The organism is Pseudomonas aegrilactucae (assembly GCF_019168305.1).
GTDB lineage: Bacteria > Pseudomonadota > Gammaproteobacteria > Pseudomonadales > Pseudomonadaceae > Aquipseudomonas > Aquipseudomonas aegrilactucae.
This window is the reverse complement of record NZ_JAHTBI010000040.1, coordinates 17,609-38,339: the sequence shown is the minus strand read 5'-3', so window position 1 is coordinate 38,339 and position 20,731 is coordinate 17,609. Positions and strand designations below refer to the sequence as shown.

Here is a 20,731-nt window from a genome sequence, read left to right as displayed (position 1 = left end):
CATGAACTGGGATCGGGCAACGCCATTTACCATTGACCTTCAGGTCGGGGCCGAGGACATCGACGGCCTCGGCCACGCCAACAACGCGGTGTACGTCACCTGGCTGGAACGCTGCGCCTGGCGCCACTCGCAGCGCCTGGGCCTGGACCTGGCCGAGTACCGCCGCCTGGACCGCGCCATGGCCGTGGTACGCCACGAGATCGACTACCTGGCCAGCGCCTATGAAGACGATGCCTTGCAGCTGGCCACCTGGATCGTCGACTGGGACCAGCGCCTGAAGATGACCCGGCACTTCCAGCTGATTCGCCCAAGTGACGGCACCACCTTGCTGCGCGCGCAAACCACCTTCGTGTGCATCGAGTTGTCCTCCGGCAAACCCAAGCGCATGCCGGCCGAATTCATCGAAGGCTACGGCGCTGCGATGGCCGGAGCACGGTAGGCTGCGGTTTTTGCTAGACTGCCGGCCTTTTTCGCGCGAGACCCACGCCATGCAAATTGCCCTGGCCCCCATGGAGGGGCTGGTCGACAACATCCTTCGCGACGTACTGACCCAGGTGGGCGGCATCGACTGGTGTGTCACCGAGTTCATCCGCGTGTGTGACCGGCTGTTGCCGGCGCACGTGTACGAAAAGCTTGCCCCCGAGTTGAACCACGGCGCACAGACGGCGGCCGGGGTGCCACTGCGGGTGCAACTGCTGGGCTCCGACCCGGTGTGCCTGGCCGAGAACGCTGTGCTGGCGTGCGAGCTGGGCGCGCCGGTCATCGACCTCAATTTCGGCTGCCCGGCCAAGACCGTGAACAAGTCCCGCGGCGGTGCGGTGCTGCTCAAGGAGCCCGAGTTGCTCCACGCCATCCTGCGCGAAGTGCGCCGGGCGGTGCCGGCGCATATCCCGGTGACGGCCAAGATGCGCCTGGGCTTCGACAGCCCCGATGGTGCGCTGGACTGCGCCCGCGCGCTGGCCGAAGGCGGCGCGGACCAGTTGGTGGTGCATGCGCGCACCAAGGTCGACGGCTACAAGCCGCCGGCGCACTGGGAGTACGTGGCGCGGGTGCAGGAGGTGGTCAAGGTACCGGTGTTCGCCAATGGCGAGGTGTGGACCGTCGAGGACTGGCGGCGCTGCCGCGAGGTCAGCGGGGTCGAGGACATCATGCTCGGTCGCGGGCTGGTGTCGCGCCCGGACCTGGCCCGGCAGATCGCTGCCGAGCGTCAGGGCATCGAGTTCGTGCCGCTGGACTGGCAGGCGCTGCAGCCCCTGCTGCAGGGCTTCTGGCTCCAGGCGCGTGCGCAGATGACCGAGCGCCAGGCGCCGGGCCGCTTGAAGCAGTGGGTGGCGATGCTGACCCGCACCTACCCCGAGGCGACAGCGTTGTTCACCGAACTGCGCCGTGAGACCGACTGCGACCGCGTGGCGCGGCTGCTCGGCGTGCCGGTCAGCGCGGCGGCCTGAAATTTTTTTGCGGTGGATGCTTGAAATGGTCTGGCGGGTCCTTATCTAGGGAGTACGCGATGCCGAAGTCGGGTCGCGCGACAACTGACTCGCTGATCTTTCAGGAGATGTACCATGACTACCGCATTTTCTCTGGCTCCACTGTTCCGTCATTCCGTTGGCTTCGACCGTTTCAACGACCTGTTCGAATCCGCGGCGCGTAATGAGTCGGGTAGCACCTACCCACCCTACAACGTGGAAAAGCATGGCGAAGACCATTATCGAATCGTCGTGGCTGCGGCCGGCTTCCAGGAGCAGGATCTGGACCTGCAAGTGGAAAAAGGCGTCTTGACCGTGACCGGCGGCAAACGTGACAGCAGCGGCGAAAGCGTCACCTACCTGCACCAGGGCATTGCCCAGCGGGCCTTCAAACTGTCGTTCCGCCTGGCTGACCACATCGAAGTGAAGTCGGCGGGGCTGGCCAACGGCCTGCTCAGTGTCGATCTGTTGCGTGTCGTGCCTGAGGAAGCCAAGGCCAAGCGCATCCCGATCAACGGTGACAAGCCTGCGCTGAACTGAGTGCAACTGAGTGAAAACGGGCACCTTCGGGTGCCCTTTTCTGTGCTCGTCTTTCAGGCCCTTTCGCTGGCAAGCCAGCTCCCACAGGTACACCATGCTTCTCAAGAACGGTGGGGGCCCTGTGGGAGCTGGCTTGCCAGCGAAGGCCGCGCCGCGGTCTTTCAGTAATCCGCCGGCGCCTGCAGCAGCATCGCCCTGAACTCGTTCAACGGCAATGGCCGACTGTGCAGATACCCCTGGTACAGATGGCACCCCAACTGCTCCAGAAACTCCAGTTGCTCGGAAAGCTCCACCCCTTCGGCAATCACCGCCAGGTCCAGGCTGCGTGCCATGGCCACGATCGCCTTGACGATCTCTGCGTCGTTGGGGTCCAGCGGAGCATCGCGCACGAACGACTGGTCGATCTTCAGCGCATCCACCGGTAGCCGCTTCAGGTACGTCAGCGACGAATACCCGGTGCCGAAATCATCCATCGCGAAGCTCACGCCCAAGGCTTTCAGCTCGCGCATCTTGCTGATGGTGTCTTCCAGGTTCTGGATCACGATGCCCTCGGTGATCTCCAGCTTGAGCATCGGGTAGGGCAGGCGGTAATCGTCCAGGCTGCGCCGCACCCGCTCGACGAAATCGTTCTGGCGGAACTGGCGCGGGCTGATGTTCACGCACAGGCTGAAGTCCATGGCGTCGATCAGGCCATCCTGCAGCATGCGCGAGCAGGCATCGCAGGCTTCATCAAGGATCCAACTGCCCACCTCCAGGATCAGTCCGCTTTCCTCCAGCACCTGGATGAACTGGCTGGGCGGCTGTTGGCCCAGCAGCGGATGGTGCCAGCGCAGCAGCACTTCGGCGCCGACGATACGGTTGTCACGGGCGTCCACCTGAGGTTGGAAGTGCAGCGCCAGTTCACCGCGGGCCAGGGCCAGGCGCAGGTCGCTCTCCATGCGCAGGCGTTCGCTGGCGGCCTTCTGCATGGTGCTATGGAACAGCTGCGTGGTATTGCGCCCCGAGTCCTTGGCGCGGTACAGCGCGATGTCGGCACGCTTGAGCAGGTCGGCCGGGGTTGAGCCGTGGTCGGGGATCAGTGCCACGCCGATGCTGGGTGTCACCTGCAGGCGCTGCCCATCCAGCGACATCGGCTCGGCCAGCAGCTCGCGCAGGGTATCGGCCAGTTGCCGGACCTTTTCGGTCACCTCGTCGCGGCTGCCTTCCAGGCCGCTGAGCAGCACCACGAACTCGTCGCCGCCCAGGCGCGCCACGGTGTCTTCCAGGCGTACGCTGGCCTCCAGCCGTGCGGTGATGACCTTGAGCACCGTATCGCCCACCGGATGCCCCAGCGAGTCGTTGATGTGCTTGAAGTGGTCCAGGTCCAGAAACAGCAGCGCACCGCGCAGGTTGTGGCGCTTGAGCAAGGCGATCTGCTGGCTCAGGCGGTCCATCAGCAGGGCGCGGTTGGGCAGGTTGGTCAGCGGGTCGTGATAGGCCAGGTGGCGGATCTGCGCCTGGGCGTTCTTCAACTGGCTGACGTCGCGCGCGGTCAGCAGCAGGCACGCGGTTTCGTTGAGCGTGATGGGCTCGACCGAGACCTCCACGGTGAGGATGTCGCCGTGCTTGCTGCGCCAGAGCATTTCGCGATGGTGCACGCGCTCGCGTTCCTGTACCTCGTTGAACAGCAGCACCTGCTGCTTGTCATCGGCCCACAGGTCGATCTGGGCCATGCTCTGGCCGAGCACGCCGTCGGCGCTGTAGCCGGTCAGGCGGCAGAACCCGTCGTTGACCTCCAGGTAGCGCCCGCTGTCGCGCTCGGTGATGGTGATCGCGTCGGGGCTGGAGTGAAAGGCCTTGGCGAACTTCTCTTCACTGGCCTTGAGCGCCGCTTCGGCACGCTGCTGCTGGGTGATGTCGCGCAGGGTGGTGACGCTGCAGGGCTGGTTGTCGACCTTGATCAGGCGGCTGGAGATCACGCAGGTCAGGGCCTGGCCGTCCTTGTGGTTGATCACCACCGCCACATTGTTCAGCGCCTGGTCGCGAATCACCTGTTCGATGCGCCGCGCGCGCGCCGCCGATTCGGCCCACAGGCCCAGCTGTTCGGCGGTGCGCCCCAGCACCTGCTCGGCGCTCCAGCCGAAGGTCTGGGTGAAGGCCTGGTTGATCTCGATGAACTGCCCGGTGTCCTGGCGGGTGACGCAAATGGGGTCGGGGCTGACCTGGAACAGGCTGGCGAACTTTTCTTCCGAGCTGCTCAGGCGCTGCTCGCGCTCGACCTGCTCGGTGATGTCCAGCAGCGTGCCAGCCATGCGCAGCGGGTTGCCGGTGGCGTCGCGATACAGGCGTGCGCGGCTTTCGATGTAGCGCGAGGCGCCGTTTTCCAGTTGTATTCGGTAGGTGATCTGGTAATTGCCCGCCGGGCCTTCGCGCAGGCTGCGGTAGGCTTCGCGCATGCCGCTGCGTTCAAGCTCTGGCACGCCGTCGAAGAAGGCCTCGAACGGCTCGTGAAAGGGCACCGGCTCCAGGCCGTGCAGTTGCGCGGCGCGGGCCGAGCCATAGAGCATGCCGCTGGGGATGTGCCAGTCCCAGGTGCCTAGCTGCGCCGAGTCCAGGGCCAGGTCCAGGCGCTCCTGGCTGTCCTTGAGGGCCTGTTCGGCACGTTTGCGCTCACTGGTGTCGACAAAGGTGCTGAGCAGGTAGACCTCGCCCTCCAGTTCGATGGCCTGGGTACAGAGGATGCCGTCATGGATCTGCCCGCTGCTGGCACGAAACTGCACCTCCAGGGTCACCGGGCCGTCGGTGCTGCGGGTGGCCTCCAGCACGTGCTGGCGTTGCTGCGGGTCGGCCCACAGCCCCAGTTCCAGGGTGGTGCGCCCGATCACCTGGGCGCCCGGCCAGCCCAGGGTCTTCTCGAAGTGCTGGTTGACCTCGTGGATCAACCCGTCCACGCGACGGGTCAGCAGCACCACGTTGGGGCTGAGGTGGAACAGCGTGGCAAAGCGCTTTTCGGAGTTGATCAGCGCGGTCTCGCGTTCACGCTGGCGGGTGATCTCGCGAATCACCCCGATCATCTGCGGCCGGCCATCACGGTCGCGGGCCAGGCTGCCGTTGATCTCCAGCCAGTGCAGGCTGCCATCGGGCCAGCGGATGCGATGGCGCAGGGCCTGTTCGACCGGTTCACCGCTGAGCACCGCATGAAACGCCTGGCGGGTCCGTGCGCGGTCTTCTTCGGGCAGCAGGTCGAGGTAGTCGAGGTCGTTGGGCAGCGGTTGCTGGGGGTCGAAGCCGAACAGTGCCTGGGTGCCCCGTGACCAGCTGATGCGCCCGCTCCCCACGTCCCACATCCAGGCCCCCAGGCGCGCAGCGTTCAGCGCCGCCAGCAGTTGCGGCGCATTCTCCCAGGTTTGCTCCAGCTCTTGAGGGTCTGCCGCAGGGATACGGGGCAGGCGCGGAAAGCGTTTCGCTGATTTGGGCATCGGTACCAGACCTTTGGCGGCTTACGTCCTTTGGGTCAGGCCGCCCGGGGCAGGGAGGGCGGCCTTACGCGTGTCTCGCATGGCTGTCGAGCAGGGCCATGAAGGCTCTGGCCGCATTCGATAGCGTTCGTTCCGTGTGCAGAATGTAGCCTAGCTGGCGCGACAGCTGTACGCCCGGCAAGTCGATGGGTGCAACCTGCTCATCGAGCATAGTCCGTGGCAGCACACTCCACGCCAGACCGATCGAGACCATCATCTTGATGGTTTCCAGGTAGTTGGTGCTCATGGCGATGTTCGGCGTCAGGCCCTGGCCTTCGAACAGGCGCTGCACAATATGGTGGGTAAAGGTGTTGCCACCGGGGAACACCGCCGGGTGATGGGCGATATCGGCCAGGCTCACCGCGCCGTTGCTCGCCAGCGGGTGCTCGGGGGCGGCGACGAAATCCAGCGGGTCGTCCCACACCGGCACGGCGCGCACCAGGCTGTGGGGGTCGGGGGCCAGGGTGATCACCGCGATTTCGGCGCGCCCGTGCAGGATTTCCTCATAGGCCACTTCCGAATCGAGAAACTGGATGTCCAGGGCCACCTGCGGGTACTGCCGGGTAAAGGCGCGCAGCAGCGGCGGCAGGCGATGCAGGCCGATGTGATGGCTGGTGGCCAGGGTGAGGCGCCCGCTGACCTCGCCGGTCAGGTTGGTCAGGGCGCGGCGGGTGTCGTCCAGCACATTGAGGATCTGATACGCCCGCGGCAGCAGCGCCCGCCCGGCCTCGGTCAGGCTTACCTCGCGGCCCAGGCGGTCGAACAGGCGCACGTCCAGCTGTTGTTCGAGGCCGGCGATGCGCTTGCTGATGGCCGGTTGTGTCAGGTGCAGGCGCTCGCCGGCACCCGAGAAACTGCCGGTTTCGGCGATGGCGATGAAGGCGTTGAGGTTGGCCAGGTCCACAGCTAGAGATCCCCGTACTTCAGATTCCTGAAAGTTATCCAAAGCATAAAAATTATGAATTTGAGTTATTCAATCTAACCCCATAGCATCGTCCGTACAAGCCAAGGGGTTATTGGCATAGAAAGACTGATGAGGAAAGTCTGATGGCTGGCAAAACGCTCTACGACAAGCTCTGGGATTCGCACTTGGTCAAGCAGCGCGACGATGGTTCGGCGCTGATCTACATCGACCGTCACATCATTCACGAAGTGACGTCGCCGCAGGCCTTCGAGGGGCTGCGCCTGGCCAATCGCAAGCCCTGGCGCATCGATGCCAACATCGCCACGCCCGACCACAACGTGCCGACCACGCCTGAGCGCAAGGGCGGCATCGAGGCCATCGCCGACCAGGTGTCGCGCCTGCAGGTGCAGACCCTCGACGAGAACTGCGATGAGTACGGCATTACCGAATTCAAGATGAACGACGTGCGTCAGGGCATCGTTCACGTCATCGGCCCGGAGCAGGGCGCGACCCTGCCGGGCATGACCGTGGTCTGCGGCGATTCGCACACCTCCACCCACGGCGCCTTCGGTGCGCTGGCGCACGGCATCGGCACCTCCGAGGTCGAGCACGTGCTCGCCACCCAGTGCCTGGTGGCCAAGAAAATGAAGAACATGCTGGTGCGTGTCGAAGGGCAACTGCCGTTCGGCGTGACCGCCAAGGACATCGTGCTGGCTGTGATCGGCAAGATCGGCACCGCCGGCGGCAACGGGCATGCCATGGAGTTTGCCGGCAGCGCGATCCGCGATCTCTCGGTCGAAGGCCGCATGACCATCTGCAACATGTCCATCGAAGCGGGCGCACGGGTAGGCCTGGTGGCCACCGACGAAAAAACCGTGGCGTACGTCAAGGGTCGCCCTTATTCGCCCAAAGGCGAGCAGTGGGACCTGGCCGTCCAAGCCTGGAAAGACCTGGTGTCCGACAGCGACGCGGTGTTCGACACCGTGATCGAGCTGGACGCGGCGCAGATCAAGCCACAGGTCAGCTGGGGCACCTCGCCCGAGATGGTCCTGGCGGTTGACCAGCGTGTGCCGGACCCGGCGGCCGAAGCCGACCTGGTCAAGCGGGGTTCCATCGAGCGCGCCTTGAAGTACATGGGCCTGAACGCCAATCAGGCGATCACCGATATCCAACTCGACCGCGTGTTCATCGGCTCGTGCACCAACTCGCGGATCGAAGACCTGCGCGCTGCGGCGGTGATCGCCAAGGGTCGCAAGGTGGCCTCGACCATCAAGCAGGCGATCGTGGTACCGGGCTCGGGCCTGGTCAAGGCGCAGGCCGAGCGGGAAGGGCTGGACAAGATCTTCCTCGAAGCCGGTTTTGAATGGCGTGAGCCGGGCTGCTCGATGTGCCTGGCGATGAACCCGGATCGTTTGGAAAGTGGCGAGCACTGCGCGTCCACCTCCAATCGCAACTTCGAAGGGCGCCAGGGCGCCGGTGGACGTACCCACCTGGTGAGCCCGGCGATGGCGGCAGCTGCCGCGGTAACCGGTCGTTTTGTCGATGTACGCGAGTTGATCCAAGGGAGCGCAGCATGAAAGCCTTTACCCAGCACGCCGGCCTCGTCGCGCCACTGGACCGTGCCAACGTCGACACCGACCAGATCATCCCCAAGCAGTTCCTGAAGTCGATCAAGCGCACCGGTTTCGGTCCGAACCTGTTCGACGAATGGCGTTACCTGGATGTGGGCCAGCCCTACCAGGACAACAGCAAGCGCCCGTTGAATCATGATTTCGTGCTCAACCATGCGCGCTACCAGGGCGCCAGCGTGTTGCTGGCGCGGGAGAACTTCGGCTGCGGCTCGAGCCGCGAGCATGCGCCGTGGGCGCTGGAAGAGTATGGCTTTCGCAGCATCATCGCGCCGAGCTATGCCGATATCTTCTTCAACAACAGCTTCAAGAACGGCCTGTTGCCGATCATCCTGGAGGACGCCGAGGTCGATGAGCTGTTCAAGCAGGTCGAAGCCGACCCGGGCTATCAGCTGACCATCGACTTGCAGGCGCAGACCGTGACCCGCCCTGACGGCAAGGTGCTGGGCTTCGAGATCGATGCATTCCGCAAGCACTGCCTGCTCAACGGCCTGGATGACATCGGCCTGACCTTGCAGGATGGCGATGCGATTGCAACGTTTGAAGCCAGGCACCGTGCCAGCCAGCCCTGGTTGTTTCGCGACGCCTGAATGATGCAGTGAATGTGCCGACGCCTTCGCCGGCACGCCGGCTCCCACAGGGTCGGTGTTGCGCCACAAAACCCTGTGGGAGCTGGCTTGCCAGCGAAGCAGGCACCGGAGATCCATGATGACCCGCACCACCGCCCACACCGAAGTCGTCCAGCGCCAGTTCGGCGAGCAGGCCTCGGCCTACCTGAGCAGTGCCGTGCACGCCCAGGGCAGCGAGTTCGCCCTGCTGCAGGCCGCGCTGGCCGGGCAGGGCGGCGCACGCCTGCTGGACCTGGGCTGCGGCGCCGGCCATGTAAGCTTCCACGTTGCACCGCTGGTGGCCGAAGTGGTTGCCTACGACCTGTCGCAGCAGATGCTCGACGTGGTCGCCGCCGCCGCTGCCGAACGCGGCCTGAACAATATCGTCACCGAACGCGGCGCCGCCGAGCGCCTGCCGTTCGCCGATGCTTCGTTCGACTTCGTCTTCAGCCGCTACTCGGCGCATCACTGGAGCGACCTTGGCCTGGCATTGCGCGAAGTGCGCCGGGTACTCAAGCCCGGTGGCGTAGCCGCGTTCGTCGACGTGATGTCGCCGGGCAGCCCGTTGCTCGACACCTACCTGCAAAGCGTCGAAGTGCTGCGCGACACCAGCCACGTGCGCGATTATTCTGCCGGTGAGTGGCTGGCCCAGGTCAGCGAAGCCGGCCTGTACACCCGCAGCCATACCCGTCAGCGCCTGCGCCTGGAATACACCTCGTGGGTGGAGCGCATGCGCACCCCCGAGGCGATGCGCGCGGCGATCCGCCAATTGCAGCAGGCGATGGGCGAAGAAGTACGGCAGTATTACCAGATTGAAGCCGATGGCTCCTTCAGCACCGACGTGCTGGTGCTGTGGGCCGAACGCTGAGCTTTTTCCGGTGGGCCATCGCGGCACGCCGCTTGAATTGAATAAGAGGACCCCATGAGCAAGCAGATTCTGATTCTCCCAGGTGATGGCATCGGCCCGGAAATCATGGCCGAAGCGGTCAAGGTGCTGGAACTGGCCAACGACAAGTTCCAGCTCGACCTGAGCCTGTCCCACGACGTGATCGGTGGCGCGGCCATCGACAAGCACGGCGTGCCGTTGGCCGACGAGACCCTGGAGCGTGCGCGCCAGGCCGATGCAGTGCTGCTGGGCGCCGTAGGCGGGCCGAAGTGGGACAAGATCGAGCGCGACATTCGCCCCGAGCGCGGCCTGCTGAAGATCCGTTCGCAACTAGGCCTGTTCGCCAACCTGCGCCCGGCGATCCTGTACCCGCAACTGGCCGATGCGTCCTCGCTCAAGCCTGAAATCGTTGCCGGCCTGGACATCCTGATCGTGCGCGAACTGACCGGCGGCATCTACTTCGGCGCCCCGCGCGGTACCCGCGAGCTGGAAGGCGGCGAGCGCCAGGCCTATGACACCCTGCCGTACAGCGAAAGCGAGATCCGCCGTATCGCCCGCGTCGGCTTCGACATGGCCCGTGTGCGCGGCAACAAGCTGTGCTCGGTGGACAAGGCCAACGTGCTTGCCTCCAGCCAGCTGTGGCGTGAAATCGTCGAAGACGTGGCCAAGGACTACGCCGATGTCGAGTTGAGCCACATGTACGTCGACAACGCTGCCATGCAACTGGTACGTGCACCCAAGCAGTTCGACGTGATGGTCACCGACAACATGTTCGGCGACATCCTGTCGGACGAGGCTTCCATGCTCACCGGTTCCATCGGCATGCTGCCGTCGGCCTCGCTGGATGCCAACAACAAGGGCATGTACGAGCCGTGCCACGGGTCGGCGCCGGACATCGCCGGGCAGGGCATCGCCAACCCGCTGGCAACCATTCTGTCGGTGTCGATGATGCTGCGTTACAGCTTCAACCAGCACGCCGCCGCCGAGGCCATCGAGCAGGCCGTGAGCCTGGTGCTGGACCAGGGCCTGCGTACCGGCGACATCTGGTCGGCCGGCTGCAGCAAGGTAGGCACGCAGCAAATGGGCGACGCAGTAGTCGCAGCGCTGCGTAATCTGTAATCTCTCGGGCCCGCCGCTGATTTTCCGTCAGGCGGCGGCCCACTTTTAGCGAAGGTGTAGTTGCGATGAAACGTGTAGGTCTGATCGGTTGGCGCGGTATGGTCGGTTCCGTGCTCATGCAGCGGATGCTCGAAGAGCAGGATTTCGATCTGATCGAGCCGGTGTTCTTCACCACCTCCAATGTCGGGGGCCAGGGGCCGTCCGTGGGCAAGGACATTGCTCCGCTCAAGGACGCTTACAGCATTGACGAGCTCAAGACCCTCGATGTGATCCTGACCTGTCAGGGTGGCGACTACACCAGCGAGGTGTTCCCCAAGCTGCGTGAGGCCGGCTGGCAGGGTTACTGGATCGATGCCGCCTCCAGCCTGCGCATGCAGGATGACGCGGTCATCGTACTCGACCCGGTCAACCGCAAGGTCATCGACCAGCAGCTCGATGCCGGCACCAAGAACTACATCGGTGGCAACTGCACCGTCAGCCTGATGCTGATGGGCCTGGGCGGGCTGTTCGAAGCCGGCCTGGTCGAGTGGATGAGCGCCATGACCTACCAGGCGGCCTCGGGCGCCGGTGCGCAGAACATGCGTGAACTGATCAGGCAGATGGGCGCCACCCATGCCGCCGTGGCCGATGACCTGGCCAACCCGGCAGCAGCCATCCTCGACATCGACCGCAAGGTCGCCGAGGCCATGCGCAGCGACGCCTACCCGACCGAGAACTTCGGCGTGCCGCTGGCCGGCAGCCTGATTCCGTGGATCGACAAGGAACTGCCCAACGGGCAGAGCCGCGAAGAGTGGAAGGCCCAGGCCGAGACCAACAAGATCCTGGGCCGCTTCAAGAGCCCGATCCCGGTCGATGGTATCTGCGTGCGCATCGGTGCCATGCGTTGCCACAGCCAGGCGCTGACCATCAAGCTGAACAAGGACGTGCCGATCGCCGACATCGAAGGGATGATCAGCCAGCACAACCCATGGGTGAAGCTGGTGCCCAACCAGCGCGAGATCAGCATGCAGGAGCTGAGCCCGACCAATGTCACCGGCACGCTGAACATCCCGGTGGGGCGTCTGCGCAAGCTGAACATGGGGTCGCAGTACCTGGGCGCGTTCACTGTAGGCGACCAGCTGCTGTGGGGCGCGGCCGAACCGCTGCGCCGCATGCTGCGCATCCTGCTGGAGCGCTGATCGCTGCTGTGCAGTAAACCAGGCCCCCTCGTCTTGCGACGCAGGGGGCTTTTTCATGGCGGCTGTGATGCCTTCGCCGGCAAGGCAGCGCCGCATCGGCAGCGCCTGCCCATGCTGTCGTACCCGCAGGCGTCGGGTGGCCTCGAGGGGGCAATCCGAGTAAAGTGCCGCTCCCCCCGTTCTGCCAGAGGCACAGCCCATGACCCAGACTTTCGATATCGCCGTGATCGGCGCCACCGGTACCGTCGGCGAGACCCTGGTGCAAATCCTCGAAGAGCGCGATTTCCCGCTGGGAACCTTGCACCTGCTGGCCAGCAACGAGTCGGCGGGCAGTTCGGTGAATTACCGCGGCAAGAACCTGCGTGTGCGTGAAGTGGATGCCTTCGACTTCAGCCTGGTCAAGCTGGCGTTCTTTGCCGCTGGTCCGGCAGTCACCCGCAGCTTCGCCGCCAAGGCGCGCGCCGCCGGCTGCGCGGTGATCGATCTGTCGGGCGCGCTGTCGGCCGAGCAGGTCGCCGCGGTGGTGCCCGAAGCCAACCCGCAGGTCATCCAGGGCTTGAGCAAGCCTGCCCAACTGGTCAGCCCGAGCGCGGCTGCCGTGGCCCTGGCCGTGGTGCTGGCACCGCTCAAGCACCTGCTGGAACTGGAGCGGGTCAACGTGACCGCGTGCATGGCGGTGTCGGCCCAGGGCCGTGAAGCGGTGGGCGAACTGGCCCGGCAAACCGCCGAGCTGCTCAATGCGCGCCCGCTGGAGCCCCGCTTCTTCGACCGCCAGATCGCCTTCAACCTGCTGGCCCAGGTCGGTGCCAGCGACAGCGAGGGGCATGGTGCGCTGGAGCGTCGCCTGGTCAGCGAGTTGCGTGAAGTGCTGGGCTTGCCTTCACTCAAGATTTCCGTGACTTGCGTTCAAGTCCCGGTATTTTTTGGCGATAGCTACACTGTGGCCGTGCACAGCCGCACGGCGGTCGATGTGGCGGCGGTCAACGCGGTGCTGGAGGCTGCCGACAGCGTCGAGCTGGTGGACGCCGGCGATTACCCGACCCCGGTTGGTGACGCGGTGGCGCAGGATGTGGTCTACGTTGGGCGGGTGCGTGGCGGTATCGACGAGGCCGAGCAACTGAACCTCTGGCTGACCACCGACAATGTGCGCAAAGGCGCGGCCTTGAACGCTGTGCAGTTGGCGGAGCGGTTGATAAAAGACCTTGCGTAAAAGATACTTGCCGACGATTTGCATCATGTTTCTGAAATGCTGGAAGTGAGCTGCCGTGTGGCGCTTGCGGGGCATCTTGCCAACATGGCCCCTGCGGTCATGCCAGTCAGTGCCTCACGGCGGTTTTTCACTTTCTTCTCGGTAGCCGGGGAAGGTTCATACAAAGGATGAGGACATGCTTCGAATTCGCAAACTGGTGTTAGCAATAGCCGCGGCATCGGCGCTGTCCTCCGGTATGGCGCATGCCCTGGGCCTGGGCGAGCTGACCCTGAAGTCGGCGCAGAACCAGCCCCTGGATGCCGAGATCGAATTGCTCGATGTGCGCGACCTGACCGCTGCCGAGGTGGTGCCAAGCCTGGCGCCCGTCGAAGAGTTCAGCAAGGCCGGTGTGGAGCGCCAGGCGTTTCTCAACGACCTGACCTTCACCCCGGTGATCAACCCCAGCGGCAAGAGCGTGCTGCGGGTGACCTCCAGCCAGCCGCTGCCGGCACCGATGGTCAAGTTCCTGGTGCAGGTGATGTGGCCCCAGGGCCGGCTGCTGCGCGACTACAGCGTACTGATCGACCCGTCCAAGTTCTCTCCCGAGGCGGCCAAGGCTGCCGCGGGCGTCACCCCTGCGGTGACTGCAGCGGGCCAGCACACCACCGTGCGCCGCGACACCCTGTGGGAAATCGCCGCCAAGGCACGCCAGGGTGGTTCGGTGCAGCAGACCATGCTGGCGATCCAGGCGCTCAACCCCGACGCCTTCTTCAACGGCAACATCAACCAGCTCAAGGTCGGCCAGGTGTTGCGCCTGCCCGACGCGCAACAGGTCGCCGCCATACCCCAGGGCCAGGCCGTCAAGGAAGTGGCCGAGCAATACGCCGCCTGGCGTGAAGGCCGGCGCCTGGGGCCGCGTGCGCGCCAGTTGGATGCCACGCGGCGTGCCGCAGCCGCAGCCGCGCCTGCGCGCATCGCCAACCAGGACAACCTCAAGCTGGTGGCGCCCGGTGGCAAGGGCGCGGCCGGTGACAGCAAGGCGCTGGCCGACAAGCTGGCCATGACCGAAGAAAGCCTCGACACCACCCGGCGCGACAATGCCGAGCTGCAAAGCCGCGTGGCCGACCTGCAAAGTCAGCTGGACAAGCTGCAACGCCTGATCGAACTGAAAAACGACCAGCTGGCGCGTCTCGAAGCCCAGAGCGCTGCGCCGGCCAGCGTGCCGGCACCCGAGCAACCCGCCATCAACGCCCAGTTGCAGCAGCCGGTGGCCAGCGAGCCTGTGGTGACCCCGGCGCCTGCGGCCGTCGATACCGCGCCTGTACCCGAAGAGCCGCCGGTAGTGGCCACAGCGCCGAGCGACTCGGACAAGATGCTCGACGACCTGCTTGGCAACTCGTGGTTGCTGGCGGCGATTGCCGGCTCGACCTTGCTGGTGCTGCTGTTGCTCCTGCTGCTGTTGGCGCGCAAGCGGCGTGCCCAGCAGGAGTCCGAGAAACACATGCGCATGGCGCGCGCGCTGGCCGAGGAAAGTGACCTGGGCCCGGACCTGGAATTGCCGCAAAGCAGCTTCGAAGGCCTGGAAGTGTCGGCGCCGACCGTGACCCTGGCGCCTGGCGTGGTCGCCGCCTCTGCTGCTGCGGCCACCGCTGCCGAGCTGCCACCGGTCTATGAAAAACCGGTGCCGCCTGCGCCTGAGCCCGAGCCTGCCCCGCTGATCGTGCCAGAGCCAGAGCCCGTCGTGGTCGCGCCGGTCGCGGCCCCTGTGCCGGCCACCGACACCCTGTTGGCAGAAGTGGAGCAGAGCATTGCGCAAGGCCGCCTGAACCATGCGGCCGAGCTGCTCGAGCCTGCCGTGGAGCAGGCGCCGGAGCGTAGTGACCTGCGCCTGAAGCTGATGGAGGTGTACGCGCGCCAGGGTGATCGTGACGCGTTTGTCGGTCACGAGCGCCAACTGGTCGCCAATGGCCAGAACCATGCCGACGTCGAATCGCTCAAGGAGCGCTTCCCGGCCATGCTGGGCGTGGCTGCGGCGGGCGTCAGCGCTGCGGCGCTGGCGGCCGAGCTGGACGCCCAGTACGTGCAGGAACTGCTGCAGGATGATCTGGAGCCAGACCCGGAGCCTGAGGCGGAGCTTGCCGCCTTGCCGGGCGACGACGACCTGGACAGTGCCTTCGACCTGAGCCTGGATGACCTGGAGGGCCTCGAAGGCCTGGAAATGGATGACCCGCAGGCGCCGCAAGCCACGCCGCCCGCCGATATCGCGGCGCTCGACGACCTTGATTTCGATACCCTGCTGCAAGAACAGACCCAGGCACAGGCCGAGCCGCAGCCTGAACCGCAGCCCGAGCCCCTGGCCGCGCCTGCGCCTGCCGAGGTGCCAGTGGAGGCTGCTGTCGAGCCTGCACCGACCCTCGATGACCTGGCCGACTTCGACCTGGACATGGGCCTTGAGCCTGCGCCCGCGGCGGCCGAGCCTGAGCCTGACGCGCCCCTGGATATCGAGGCCGAGCTTGCCGCGTTCGACGAGTCGCTGGGGCTGGATGACGGCTTCCCCGACCTGGCCCTGGCCGACGATTTCGACCTGTCGCTGGCTGACGAGCCGGACCCGCTGGCCGACAGCTTTGCCGCCGAGCTGGACGACGTCAACGCCGAGCTCGAAAAGCTCTCGGGCAGCCTGGAGCAGCCGTCCATCGCGCCGCACTTCACCGCCGATGACGCGGCCGACCTGCTGCTTGACGAGCCGGAGTTCGACTACCTGGCCGGCACCGACGAGGCGGCGACCAAGCTCGACCTGGCGCGTGCCTACATCGACATGGGCGACAACGATGGTGCCCGTGACATCCTCGACGAGGTCATGAAGGAAGGCACCGAAGCGCAACGCAAGGAAGCCATCGACCTGCGCTCGCACATGAGCTGAACCCGCTCCTGAAAGGCCAACGGCAGCCCTTGTGGCTGCCGTTGTCGTTATAATCTGCGCCATTGTGCATATCGACAGGCTGTATCCCTTGGAAATCATTGATAACGCCGCTGCTGAAGCGGCGGCCGAAGGCTATTTCAGAATCGCGCTGGGCGTGGAATACAAAGGCACCCGCTACCGCGGCTGGCAGCGCCAGGCCAGTGGCGTGCTGAGCGTGCAGCAGACCCTGGAAGAGGCGTTGTCCAAAGTGGCCGACTCGCCGGTGTCGCTGCACTGCGCCGGGCGTACCGATGCCGGCGTGCATGCCAGCGGCCAGGTGGTGCACTTCGATACCCAGGCCGTGCGCAGCATGAAAGCCTGGACCATGGGCGCCAACATCAACCTGCCGCACGATGTCAGCGTGTCCTGGGCGCAACAGATGCCGGCGCATTTCCATGCGCGCTTCAAGGCCATCGCCCGGCGTTATCGCTATGTGATCTACAACGACCAGATTCGCCCTGCGCACCTGGGTGACCAGATCACCTGGAACCACCGCCCGCTGGACGCCGAGCGCATGGCCCAGGCCGCAGCCTACCTGGTCGGCACCCACGACTTCAGCGCCTACCGTGCCGGCCAGTGCCAGGCCAAGTCGCCGGTCAAGCAGATCCACCACCTGCGCGTGAGCCGGCACGGACGCATGATCGTGCTGGACATCCGCGCCAGCGCCTTCCTGCACCACATGGTGCGCAACATTGCCGGGGTGCTGATGACCATCGGCGCCGGCGAGCGCCCGCCCGAGTGGGCGCTCGAGGTGCTGCAAAGCCGCGTGCGCCGCTCCGGCGGTGTGACCGCGCACCCGTTCGGCCTGTACCTGGTGCAGGTGGAGTACCACGACGAGTTCCAGTTGCCCGAGCGTTTCATCGGGCCCCACTTCCTCACCGGCTACGAGTCTTTGACGGCTGACGGCCCGCAAGGCATTTGCTAACATCCGGGGCTTTCCGGTTCAGCTGAGGTTCACAGGCCATGTCCGCTGTTCGCAGCAAGATCTGCGGGATTACCCGTATCGAGGATGCGCTGGCCGCGGTCGAGGCGGGGGCCGACGCCATCGGCCTGGTGTTCTATGCCAGGAGCCCGCGCGCGGTGACCGTGCAGCAGGCGCGGGCGATCATCGCCGCCTTGCCGCCGTTCGTGACCACCGTGGGGCTGTTCGTCAATGCCAGCCGCTGCGAACTGACTGAAATACTCGAGGCGGTGCCCCTGGACCTGCTGCAGTTTCATGGCGATGAAACCCCGGCCGAGTGCGAAGGGTTCAACCGGCCGTGGATCAAGGCCCTGCGCGTGCGACCGGGCGACGACCTGGAGGCGCAGTGCAGGCACTACGCCAATGCCAGCGGTATCCTGCTCGACACCTATGTGGCCGGCGTGCCGGGCGGCACCGGCGAAGCCTTCGACTGGTCGCTGATCCCCGAGCGCCTGAGCAAGCCGATCATCCTGGCCGGTGGCCTGTCGGCCGACAATGTCGGTGCGGCCATCGCCCAGGTGCGGCCGTATGCGGTGGATGTCAGCGGCGGGGTAGAGCAGGCCAAGGGCGTCAAGGATCCTGCACGTATCGCGGCGTTCATGCGTGCGGTGCGCCAGGCATGAAGGGCGGCTGCATGGCCGATGTGACGGCTGGCGGTGCGCCATCGTCCATAGCTTTCGCAGCCCGTTGCTGCCGGAAATTATCGGGTGGCGCCGCAGGCGTCGCCTTTACAGGTTGGCGATCGAGCGAGACCGGGGTGGTACAGCGCTGAACGCGCATCACCGGGTCCGCTTGATCATCGCGTCATACACGAATTGAGCTCAAGGGCATACGCGCGACCTGGCAACTTTTGCCTGCCGGTCGCCGCTACTGGAGAAAGAAAGCATGAGCAACTGGTTGGTAGACAAACTGATCCCTTCGATCATGCGTTCCGAGGTGAAGAAGAGTTCGGTACCCGAAGGCCTGTGGCACAAGTGCCCGTCCTGCGAAGCCGTACTGTATCGTCCGGAGCTGGAAAAGACCCTGGATGTGTGCCCCAAGTGCAACCACCACATGCGCATCGGCGCACGTGCACGCATCGACATCTTCCTGGATGCCGAAGGCCGTCACGAGCTGGGGGCAGAGCTGGAGCCGGTCGACCGTCTGAAGTTCCGCGACGGCAAGAAGTACAAGGACCGCCTGGTCGGCGCGCAGAAGCAGACCGGCGAGAAAGATGCCCTGATCTCCATGAGCGGTACCCTGTTGGGCATGCCGGTGGTGGTCAGCGCCTTCGAATTCTCCTTCATGGGGGGGTCGATGGGGGCCATCGTTGGCGAGCGTTTCGTACGGGCCGCCAACCATGCCCTGGAACACCGTTGCCCGATGATCTGCTTCTCGGCGTCCGGTGGCGCGCGCATGCAGGAAGCGCTGATCTCGCTGATGCAGATGGCCAAGACCTCGGCCGTGCTGGCGCGTCTGCGCGAAGAAGGCATTCCGTTCATTTCGGTGCTGACCGATCCGGTCTACGGCGGCGTTTCGGCCAGCCTGGCGATGCTGGGCGACGTGATCGTCGGCGAGCCCAAGGCGCTGATCGGCTTTGCCGGGCCACGCGTGATCGAACAGACCGTGCGTGAAAAACTGCCCGAAGGCTTCCAGCGCAGCGAGTTCCTGCTGGAGCACGGCGCGATCGACATGATCATCGCCCGTTCCGAGCTGCGTCCGCGCCTGGGTAACCTGCTGGCACAGATGATGGGCCTGCCGACGCCCACGTTCGTCGCCCCGGTGATCGAGCCGATCGTGGTGCCGCCGGTGCCTGCCAACGTATGACCCAGCGTACCCTGGGCGAGTGGCTCGCCTACCTCGAGCAGTTGCACCCGTCGGCGATCGACATGGGCCTGGAGCGTTCGCGCCAGGTCGCAACACGGCTCGGGCTGGGCCAGCCGGCGCCTCGGGTAGTGACCGTGACCGGCACCAACGGCAAGGGGTCTACCTGCGCCTTCGTGGCCAGCCTGATGCGGGCCCAGGGCCTGCGCGTCGGCGTGTACAGCTCGCCGCACCTGCTGCGCTACAACGAGCGCGTGCAGATCGACGGCGTCGAGGCCAGCGATGCACAGCTGTGCCTGGCGTTCGAAGCCGTCGAGGCGGCCCGTGGCGAAATCTCCCTGACTTATTTCGAAGCCGGCACCCTCGCGGCGTTCTGGCTGTTCAAGCAGTCGGCACTCGATGCGGTGGTGCTTGAGGTGGGGTTGGGCGGGCGCCTGGATACGGTCAACCTGGTGGATGCCGACCTTGCCGTGGTGACCAGCATCGGCGTGGATCACTGCGACTTTCTTGGCGACACGCGTGAGTCGGTGGCGTTCGAGAAGGCCGGGATTTTCCGCGCGGGCAAGCCGGCGCTGTGCGGCGACCTGAACCCGCCGCAGCCGCTGCTGGACAAGGCCAAGGCCTTGAACTGCCCGTTCCTGCTGCGTGGTCGTGACTTCGACCTGGCCAGTACCGATACGCACTGGCAGTGGCGTGGGGTCGATGCGGCGGGCAATGCCGTAGCGCTGCATGACCTGCCGTTGCTCGACCTGCCCATGGAAAACGCCGCGCTGGCCTTGCAGACCTACCGGTTGACCGGCCTGGCGTGGGAGCCTGCGCGTATCGCCCAGGCCTTGCGCGATACCCGCATCGTCGGGCGTCTGGACCGTCGCACGTTCACCTGGCAGGGCAAGCGCCTGAGCATTCTGCTCGATGTCGGCCATAATCCTCATGCAGCCCAGTACCTGGCCCGGCGTCTGGCCTCGCGGCCGGTGTCGGGCAAGCGCCTGGCGGTGTTCGGCCTGCTGGCCGACAAGGACCTGGCCGGGGTGATTGAGCCGTTGCATGCGCAGGTAGCCAACTGGGCGGTTGCCCCGCTGGACACCGCGCGCAGCCGGTCGGCCACTGAGTTGCAGTCGGCGCTGCAGAACCTTGGCGCGCAGGTGCAGTCGTATGCAAGCGTCGCCAGCGCCCTCGAGGGCCAATGCGCGCAAGCGGCGGCAGGCGATGAGATTCTGCTGTTCGGATCATTTTTCTGTGTCGGTGAAGCCTTGCAGTGGCTGAGCCGGCAGACCATGGAGGACGGGGCAAATGGCGTTGCTGGATAAAGTCGTCAAGCAGCGGATGGTGGGTGCGCTGGTGCTGGTGGCACTGGCGGTGATCTTCCTGCCGATGCTGTTCACCCGTGAAGACGAGTTGCGCCAGGTGCAGGTCGAGGCGCCTGCCGCTCCGGCCGTGCCGGCCTTGCCGCAAGTGCAGGTAGAACCGGTTGCGGTGCCCGAGCCCCAGGTCATCCCGGACGAAGCGCTGGCTGCCCAGCAGCCGTCGGCGCCGAGCACGCCGATCGCGCCTGCGCCGGTGGTCGAGCCGGAACCGGCCCCCGCGCCGGCAGCCCCGCAGGCCCAGCCTGCCACGCCGGCCCCGGCCAAGCCTGTGGCAACGCCACCCAAGGCCGCGGCCACCGCGCCGTCCAAGGTCGACGTTAACGGTCTGCCGGTGAGCTGGTCGGTGCAGCTGGCCAGCCTGTCCAATCGCGCCAATGCCGAGAACCTGCAGAAGACCCTGCGCAGCCAGGGTTACAACGCCTATATTCGTGCCGCCGACGGCACCAATCGGGTGTTCGTCGGGCCGCTGATCGAACGTGCCGAGGCCGAGCGCCTGCGCGACGTGATCAACCGCCAGCAGAAGCTCAAGGGCTTCGTGGTGCGCTTCCAGCCCGAGCGCAGCTGAAATCCGCCGTCCGACCGCTACCGGACGGCAAATCACCGCTTACCGATAGCCCATCGCTCTGGTA

17 protein-coding genes are annotated in these 20,731 nt (G+C 65.5%); 15 read left to right on the top strand and 2 right to left on the bottom strand.

The genetic code is table 11. From position 1 onward, the window contains the following. The first annotated feature begins 1 nt into the window (after window position 1). From KUO17_RS12220 to KUO17_RS12210, 3 genes are all read left to right on the top strand, one after another. Entirely contained in the window at window positions 2-439 is a 438-nt protein-coding gene (locus tag KUO17_RS12220) for an acyl-CoA thioesterase (protein ID WP_217975827.1), read from the top strand. Window positions 440-488: 49 nt separating this feature from the next. Then, complete coding sequence (locus KUO17_RS12215; RefSeq protein WP_217975826.1) at window positions 489-1,448, top strand: tRNA dihydrouridine synthase; 960 nt, start codon at window positions 489-491, stop codon at window positions 1,446-1,448. 114 nt (window positions 1,449-1,562) lie between these two features. Then, a complete protein-coding gene (locus KUO17_RS12210; protein WP_163951014.1) occupies window positions 1,563-2,006 on the top strand; it encodes an Hsp20 family protein in 444 nt (147 codons plus the stop codon). Between the two features lie 161 nt (window positions 2,007-2,167). Here the strand turns inward: KUO17_RS12210 and KUO17_RS12205 are convergent, their stop codons facing one another. Both KUO17_RS12205 and KUO17_RS12200 read right to left on the bottom strand, forming a co-directional pair. Then, complete coding sequence (locus KUO17_RS12205) at window positions 2,168-5,464, bottom strand: PAS domain S-box protein (RefSeq protein WP_217975825.1); 3,297 nt, start codon at window positions 5,462-5,464, stop codon at window positions 2,168-2,170. A gap of 64 nt (window positions 5,465-5,528) precedes the next feature. Then, window positions 5,529-6,407: a LysR family transcriptional regulator gene (locus KUO17_RS12200; protein ID WP_217975824.1), complete on the bottom strand. Its 879-nt coding sequence runs from the start codon at window positions 6,405-6,407 to the stop codon at window positions 5,529-5,531. Window positions 6,408-6,550: 143 nt separating this feature from the next. Here KUO17_RS12200 and leuC point away from each other — a divergent pair, with 143 nt between their 5' ends. The 12 genes from leuC (at window position 6,551) to KUO17_RS12140 (ending at window position 20,667) form a co-directional block, all read left to right on the top strand. Beyond that, a complete protein-coding gene (gene leuC / locus KUO17_RS12195) occupies window positions 6,551-7,984 on the top strand; it encodes a 3-isopropylmalate dehydratase large subunit (protein WP_217975823.1) in 1,434 nt (477 codons plus the stop codon). Beyond that, on the top strand, window positions 7,981-8,625 hold the full coding sequence (leuD, locus tag KUO17_RS12190; protein ID WP_217975822.1) for a 3-isopropylmalate dehydratase small subunit: 645 nt from the start codon (window positions 7,981-7,983) through the stop codon (window positions 8,623-8,625). Before leuC ends, leuD begins: the two co-directional genes overlap by 4 nt. A gap of 118 nt (window positions 8,626-8,743) precedes the next feature. Continuing rightward, on the top strand, window positions 8,744-9,511 hold the full coding sequence (locus KUO17_RS12185; RefSeq protein ID WP_217975821.1) for a class I SAM-dependent methyltransferase: 768 nt from the start codon (window positions 8,744-8,746) through the stop codon (window positions 9,509-9,511). Window positions 9,512-9,565: 54 nt separating this feature from the next. Further along, complete coding sequence (leuB, locus tag KUO17_RS12180) at window positions 9,566-10,648, top strand: 3-isopropylmalate dehydrogenase (RefSeq protein ID WP_217975820.1); 1,083 nt, start codon at window positions 9,566-9,568, stop codon at window positions 10,646-10,648. Window positions 10,649-10,713: 65 nt separating this feature from the next. Continuing rightward, window positions 10,714-11,826: an aspartate-semialdehyde dehydrogenase gene (gene asd / locus KUO17_RS12175; protein ID WP_217975819.1), complete on the top strand. Its 1,113-nt coding sequence runs from the start codon at window positions 10,714-10,716 to the stop codon at window positions 11,824-11,826. A 199-nt stretch (window positions 11,827-12,025) separates the two neighbouring features. Further along, a complete protein-coding gene (locus tag KUO17_RS12170; RefSeq protein WP_217975818.1) occupies window positions 12,026-13,036 on the top strand; it encodes an aspartate-semialdehyde dehydrogenase in 1,011 nt (336 codons plus the stop codon). Between the two features lie 175 nt (window positions 13,037-13,211). Beyond that, a complete protein-coding gene (locus KUO17_RS12165) occupies window positions 13,212-15,935 on the top strand; it encodes a motility hub landmark protein FimV (protein WP_217975817.1) in 2,724 nt (907 codons plus the stop codon). A gap of 88 nt (window positions 15,936-16,023) precedes the next feature. Beyond that, window positions 16,024-16,899, top strand: a complete 876-nt coding sequence (gene truA, locus KUO17_RS12160; RefSeq protein ID WP_217975816.1) for a tRNA pseudouridine(38-40) synthase TruA — start codon at window positions 16,024-16,026, stop codon at window positions 16,897-16,899. Window positions 16,900-16,937: 38 nt separating this feature from the next. Then, window positions 16,938-17,558 carry a phosphoribosylanthranilate isomerase gene (locus KUO17_RS12155; RefSeq protein WP_217975814.1) on the top strand — a complete coding sequence of 207 codons (621 nt, stop codon included), beginning with the start codon at window positions 16,938-16,940 and terminating at the stop codon, window positions 17,556-17,558. Between the two features lie 262 nt (window positions 17,559-17,820). Beyond that, the gene (accD, locus tag KUO17_RS12150; protein ID WP_217975812.1) at window positions 17,821-18,741 is read left to right on the top strand and encodes an acetyl-CoA carboxylase, carboxyltransferase subunit beta; all 921 of its coding nucleotides are present in this window, start codon (window positions 17,821-17,823) and stop codon (window positions 18,739-18,741) included. Then, a complete protein-coding gene (gene folC / locus KUO17_RS12145) occupies window positions 18,738-20,045 on the top strand; it encodes a bifunctional tetrahydrofolate synthase/dihydrofolate synthase (protein WP_217975811.1) in 1,308 nt (435 codons plus the stop codon). Before accD ends, folC begins: the two co-directional genes overlap by 4 nt. Beyond that, entirely contained in the window at window positions 20,029-20,667 is a 639-nt protein-coding gene (locus KUO17_RS12140) for an SPOR domain-containing protein (protein ID WP_217975809.1), read from the top strand. Before folC ends, KUO17_RS12140 begins: the two co-directional genes overlap by 17 nt. Window positions 20,668-20,731 lie beyond the last annotated feature (64 nt).

Bases quoted from the DNA above. Each gene is read 5' to 3' on its own strand.
- KUO17_RS12220 (WP_217975827.1), top strand. From the start codon at position 2: ATGAACTGGGATCGGGCAACGCCATTTACCATTGACCTTCAGGTCGGG.
- KUO17_RS12215 (WP_217975826.1), top strand. From the start codon at position 489: ATGCAAATTGCCCTGGCCCCCATGGAGGGGCTGGTCGACAACATCCTT.
- KUO17_RS12210 (WP_163951014.1), top strand. From the start codon at position 1,563: ATGACTACCGCATTTTCTCTGGCTCCACTGTTCCGTCATTCCGTTGGC.
- KUO17_RS12205 (WP_217975825.1), bottom strand. From the start codon at position 5,464: ATGCCCAAATCAGCGAAACGCTTTCCGCGCCTGCCCCGTATCCCTGCG.
- leuC (WP_217975823.1), top strand. From the start codon at position 6,551: ATGGCTGGCAAAACGCTCTACGACAAGCTCTGGGATTCGCACTTGGTC.
- leuD (WP_217975822.1), top strand. From the start codon at position 7,981: ATGAAAGCCTTTACCCAGCACGCCGGCCTCGTCGCGCCACTGGACCGT.
- KUO17_RS12185 (WP_217975821.1), top strand. From the start codon at position 8,744: ATGACCCGCACCACCGCCCACACCGAAGTCGTCCAGCGCCAGTTCGGC.
- leuB (WP_217975820.1), top strand. From the start codon at position 9,566: ATGAGCAAGCAGATTCTGATTCTCCCAGGTGATGGCATCGGCCCGGAA.
- asd (WP_217975819.1), top strand. From the start codon at position 10,714: ATGAAACGTGTAGGTCTGATCGGTTGGCGCGGTATGGTCGGTTCCGTG.
- KUO17_RS12170 (WP_217975818.1), top strand. From the start codon at position 12,026: ATGACCCAGACTTTCGATATCGCCGTGATCGGCGCCACCGGTACCGTC.
- KUO17_RS12165 (WP_217975817.1), top strand. From the start codon at position 13,212: ATGCTTCGAATTCGCAAACTGGTGTTAGCAATAGCCGCGGCATCGGCG.
- KUO17_RS12155 (WP_217975814.1), top strand. From the start codon at position 16,938: ATGTCCGCTGTTCGCAGCAAGATCTGCGGGATTACCCGTATCGAGGAT.
- accD (WP_217975812.1), top strand. From the start codon at position 17,821: ATGAGCAACTGGTTGGTAGACAAACTGATCCCTTCGATCATGCGTTCC.
- folC (WP_217975811.1), top strand. From the start codon at position 18,738: ATGACCCAGCGTACCCTGGGCGAGTGGCTCGCCTACCTCGAGCAGTTG.
- KUO17_RS12140 (WP_217975809.1), top strand. From the start codon at position 20,029: ATGGCGTTGCTGGATAAAGTCGTCAAGCAGCGGATGGTGGGTGCGCTG.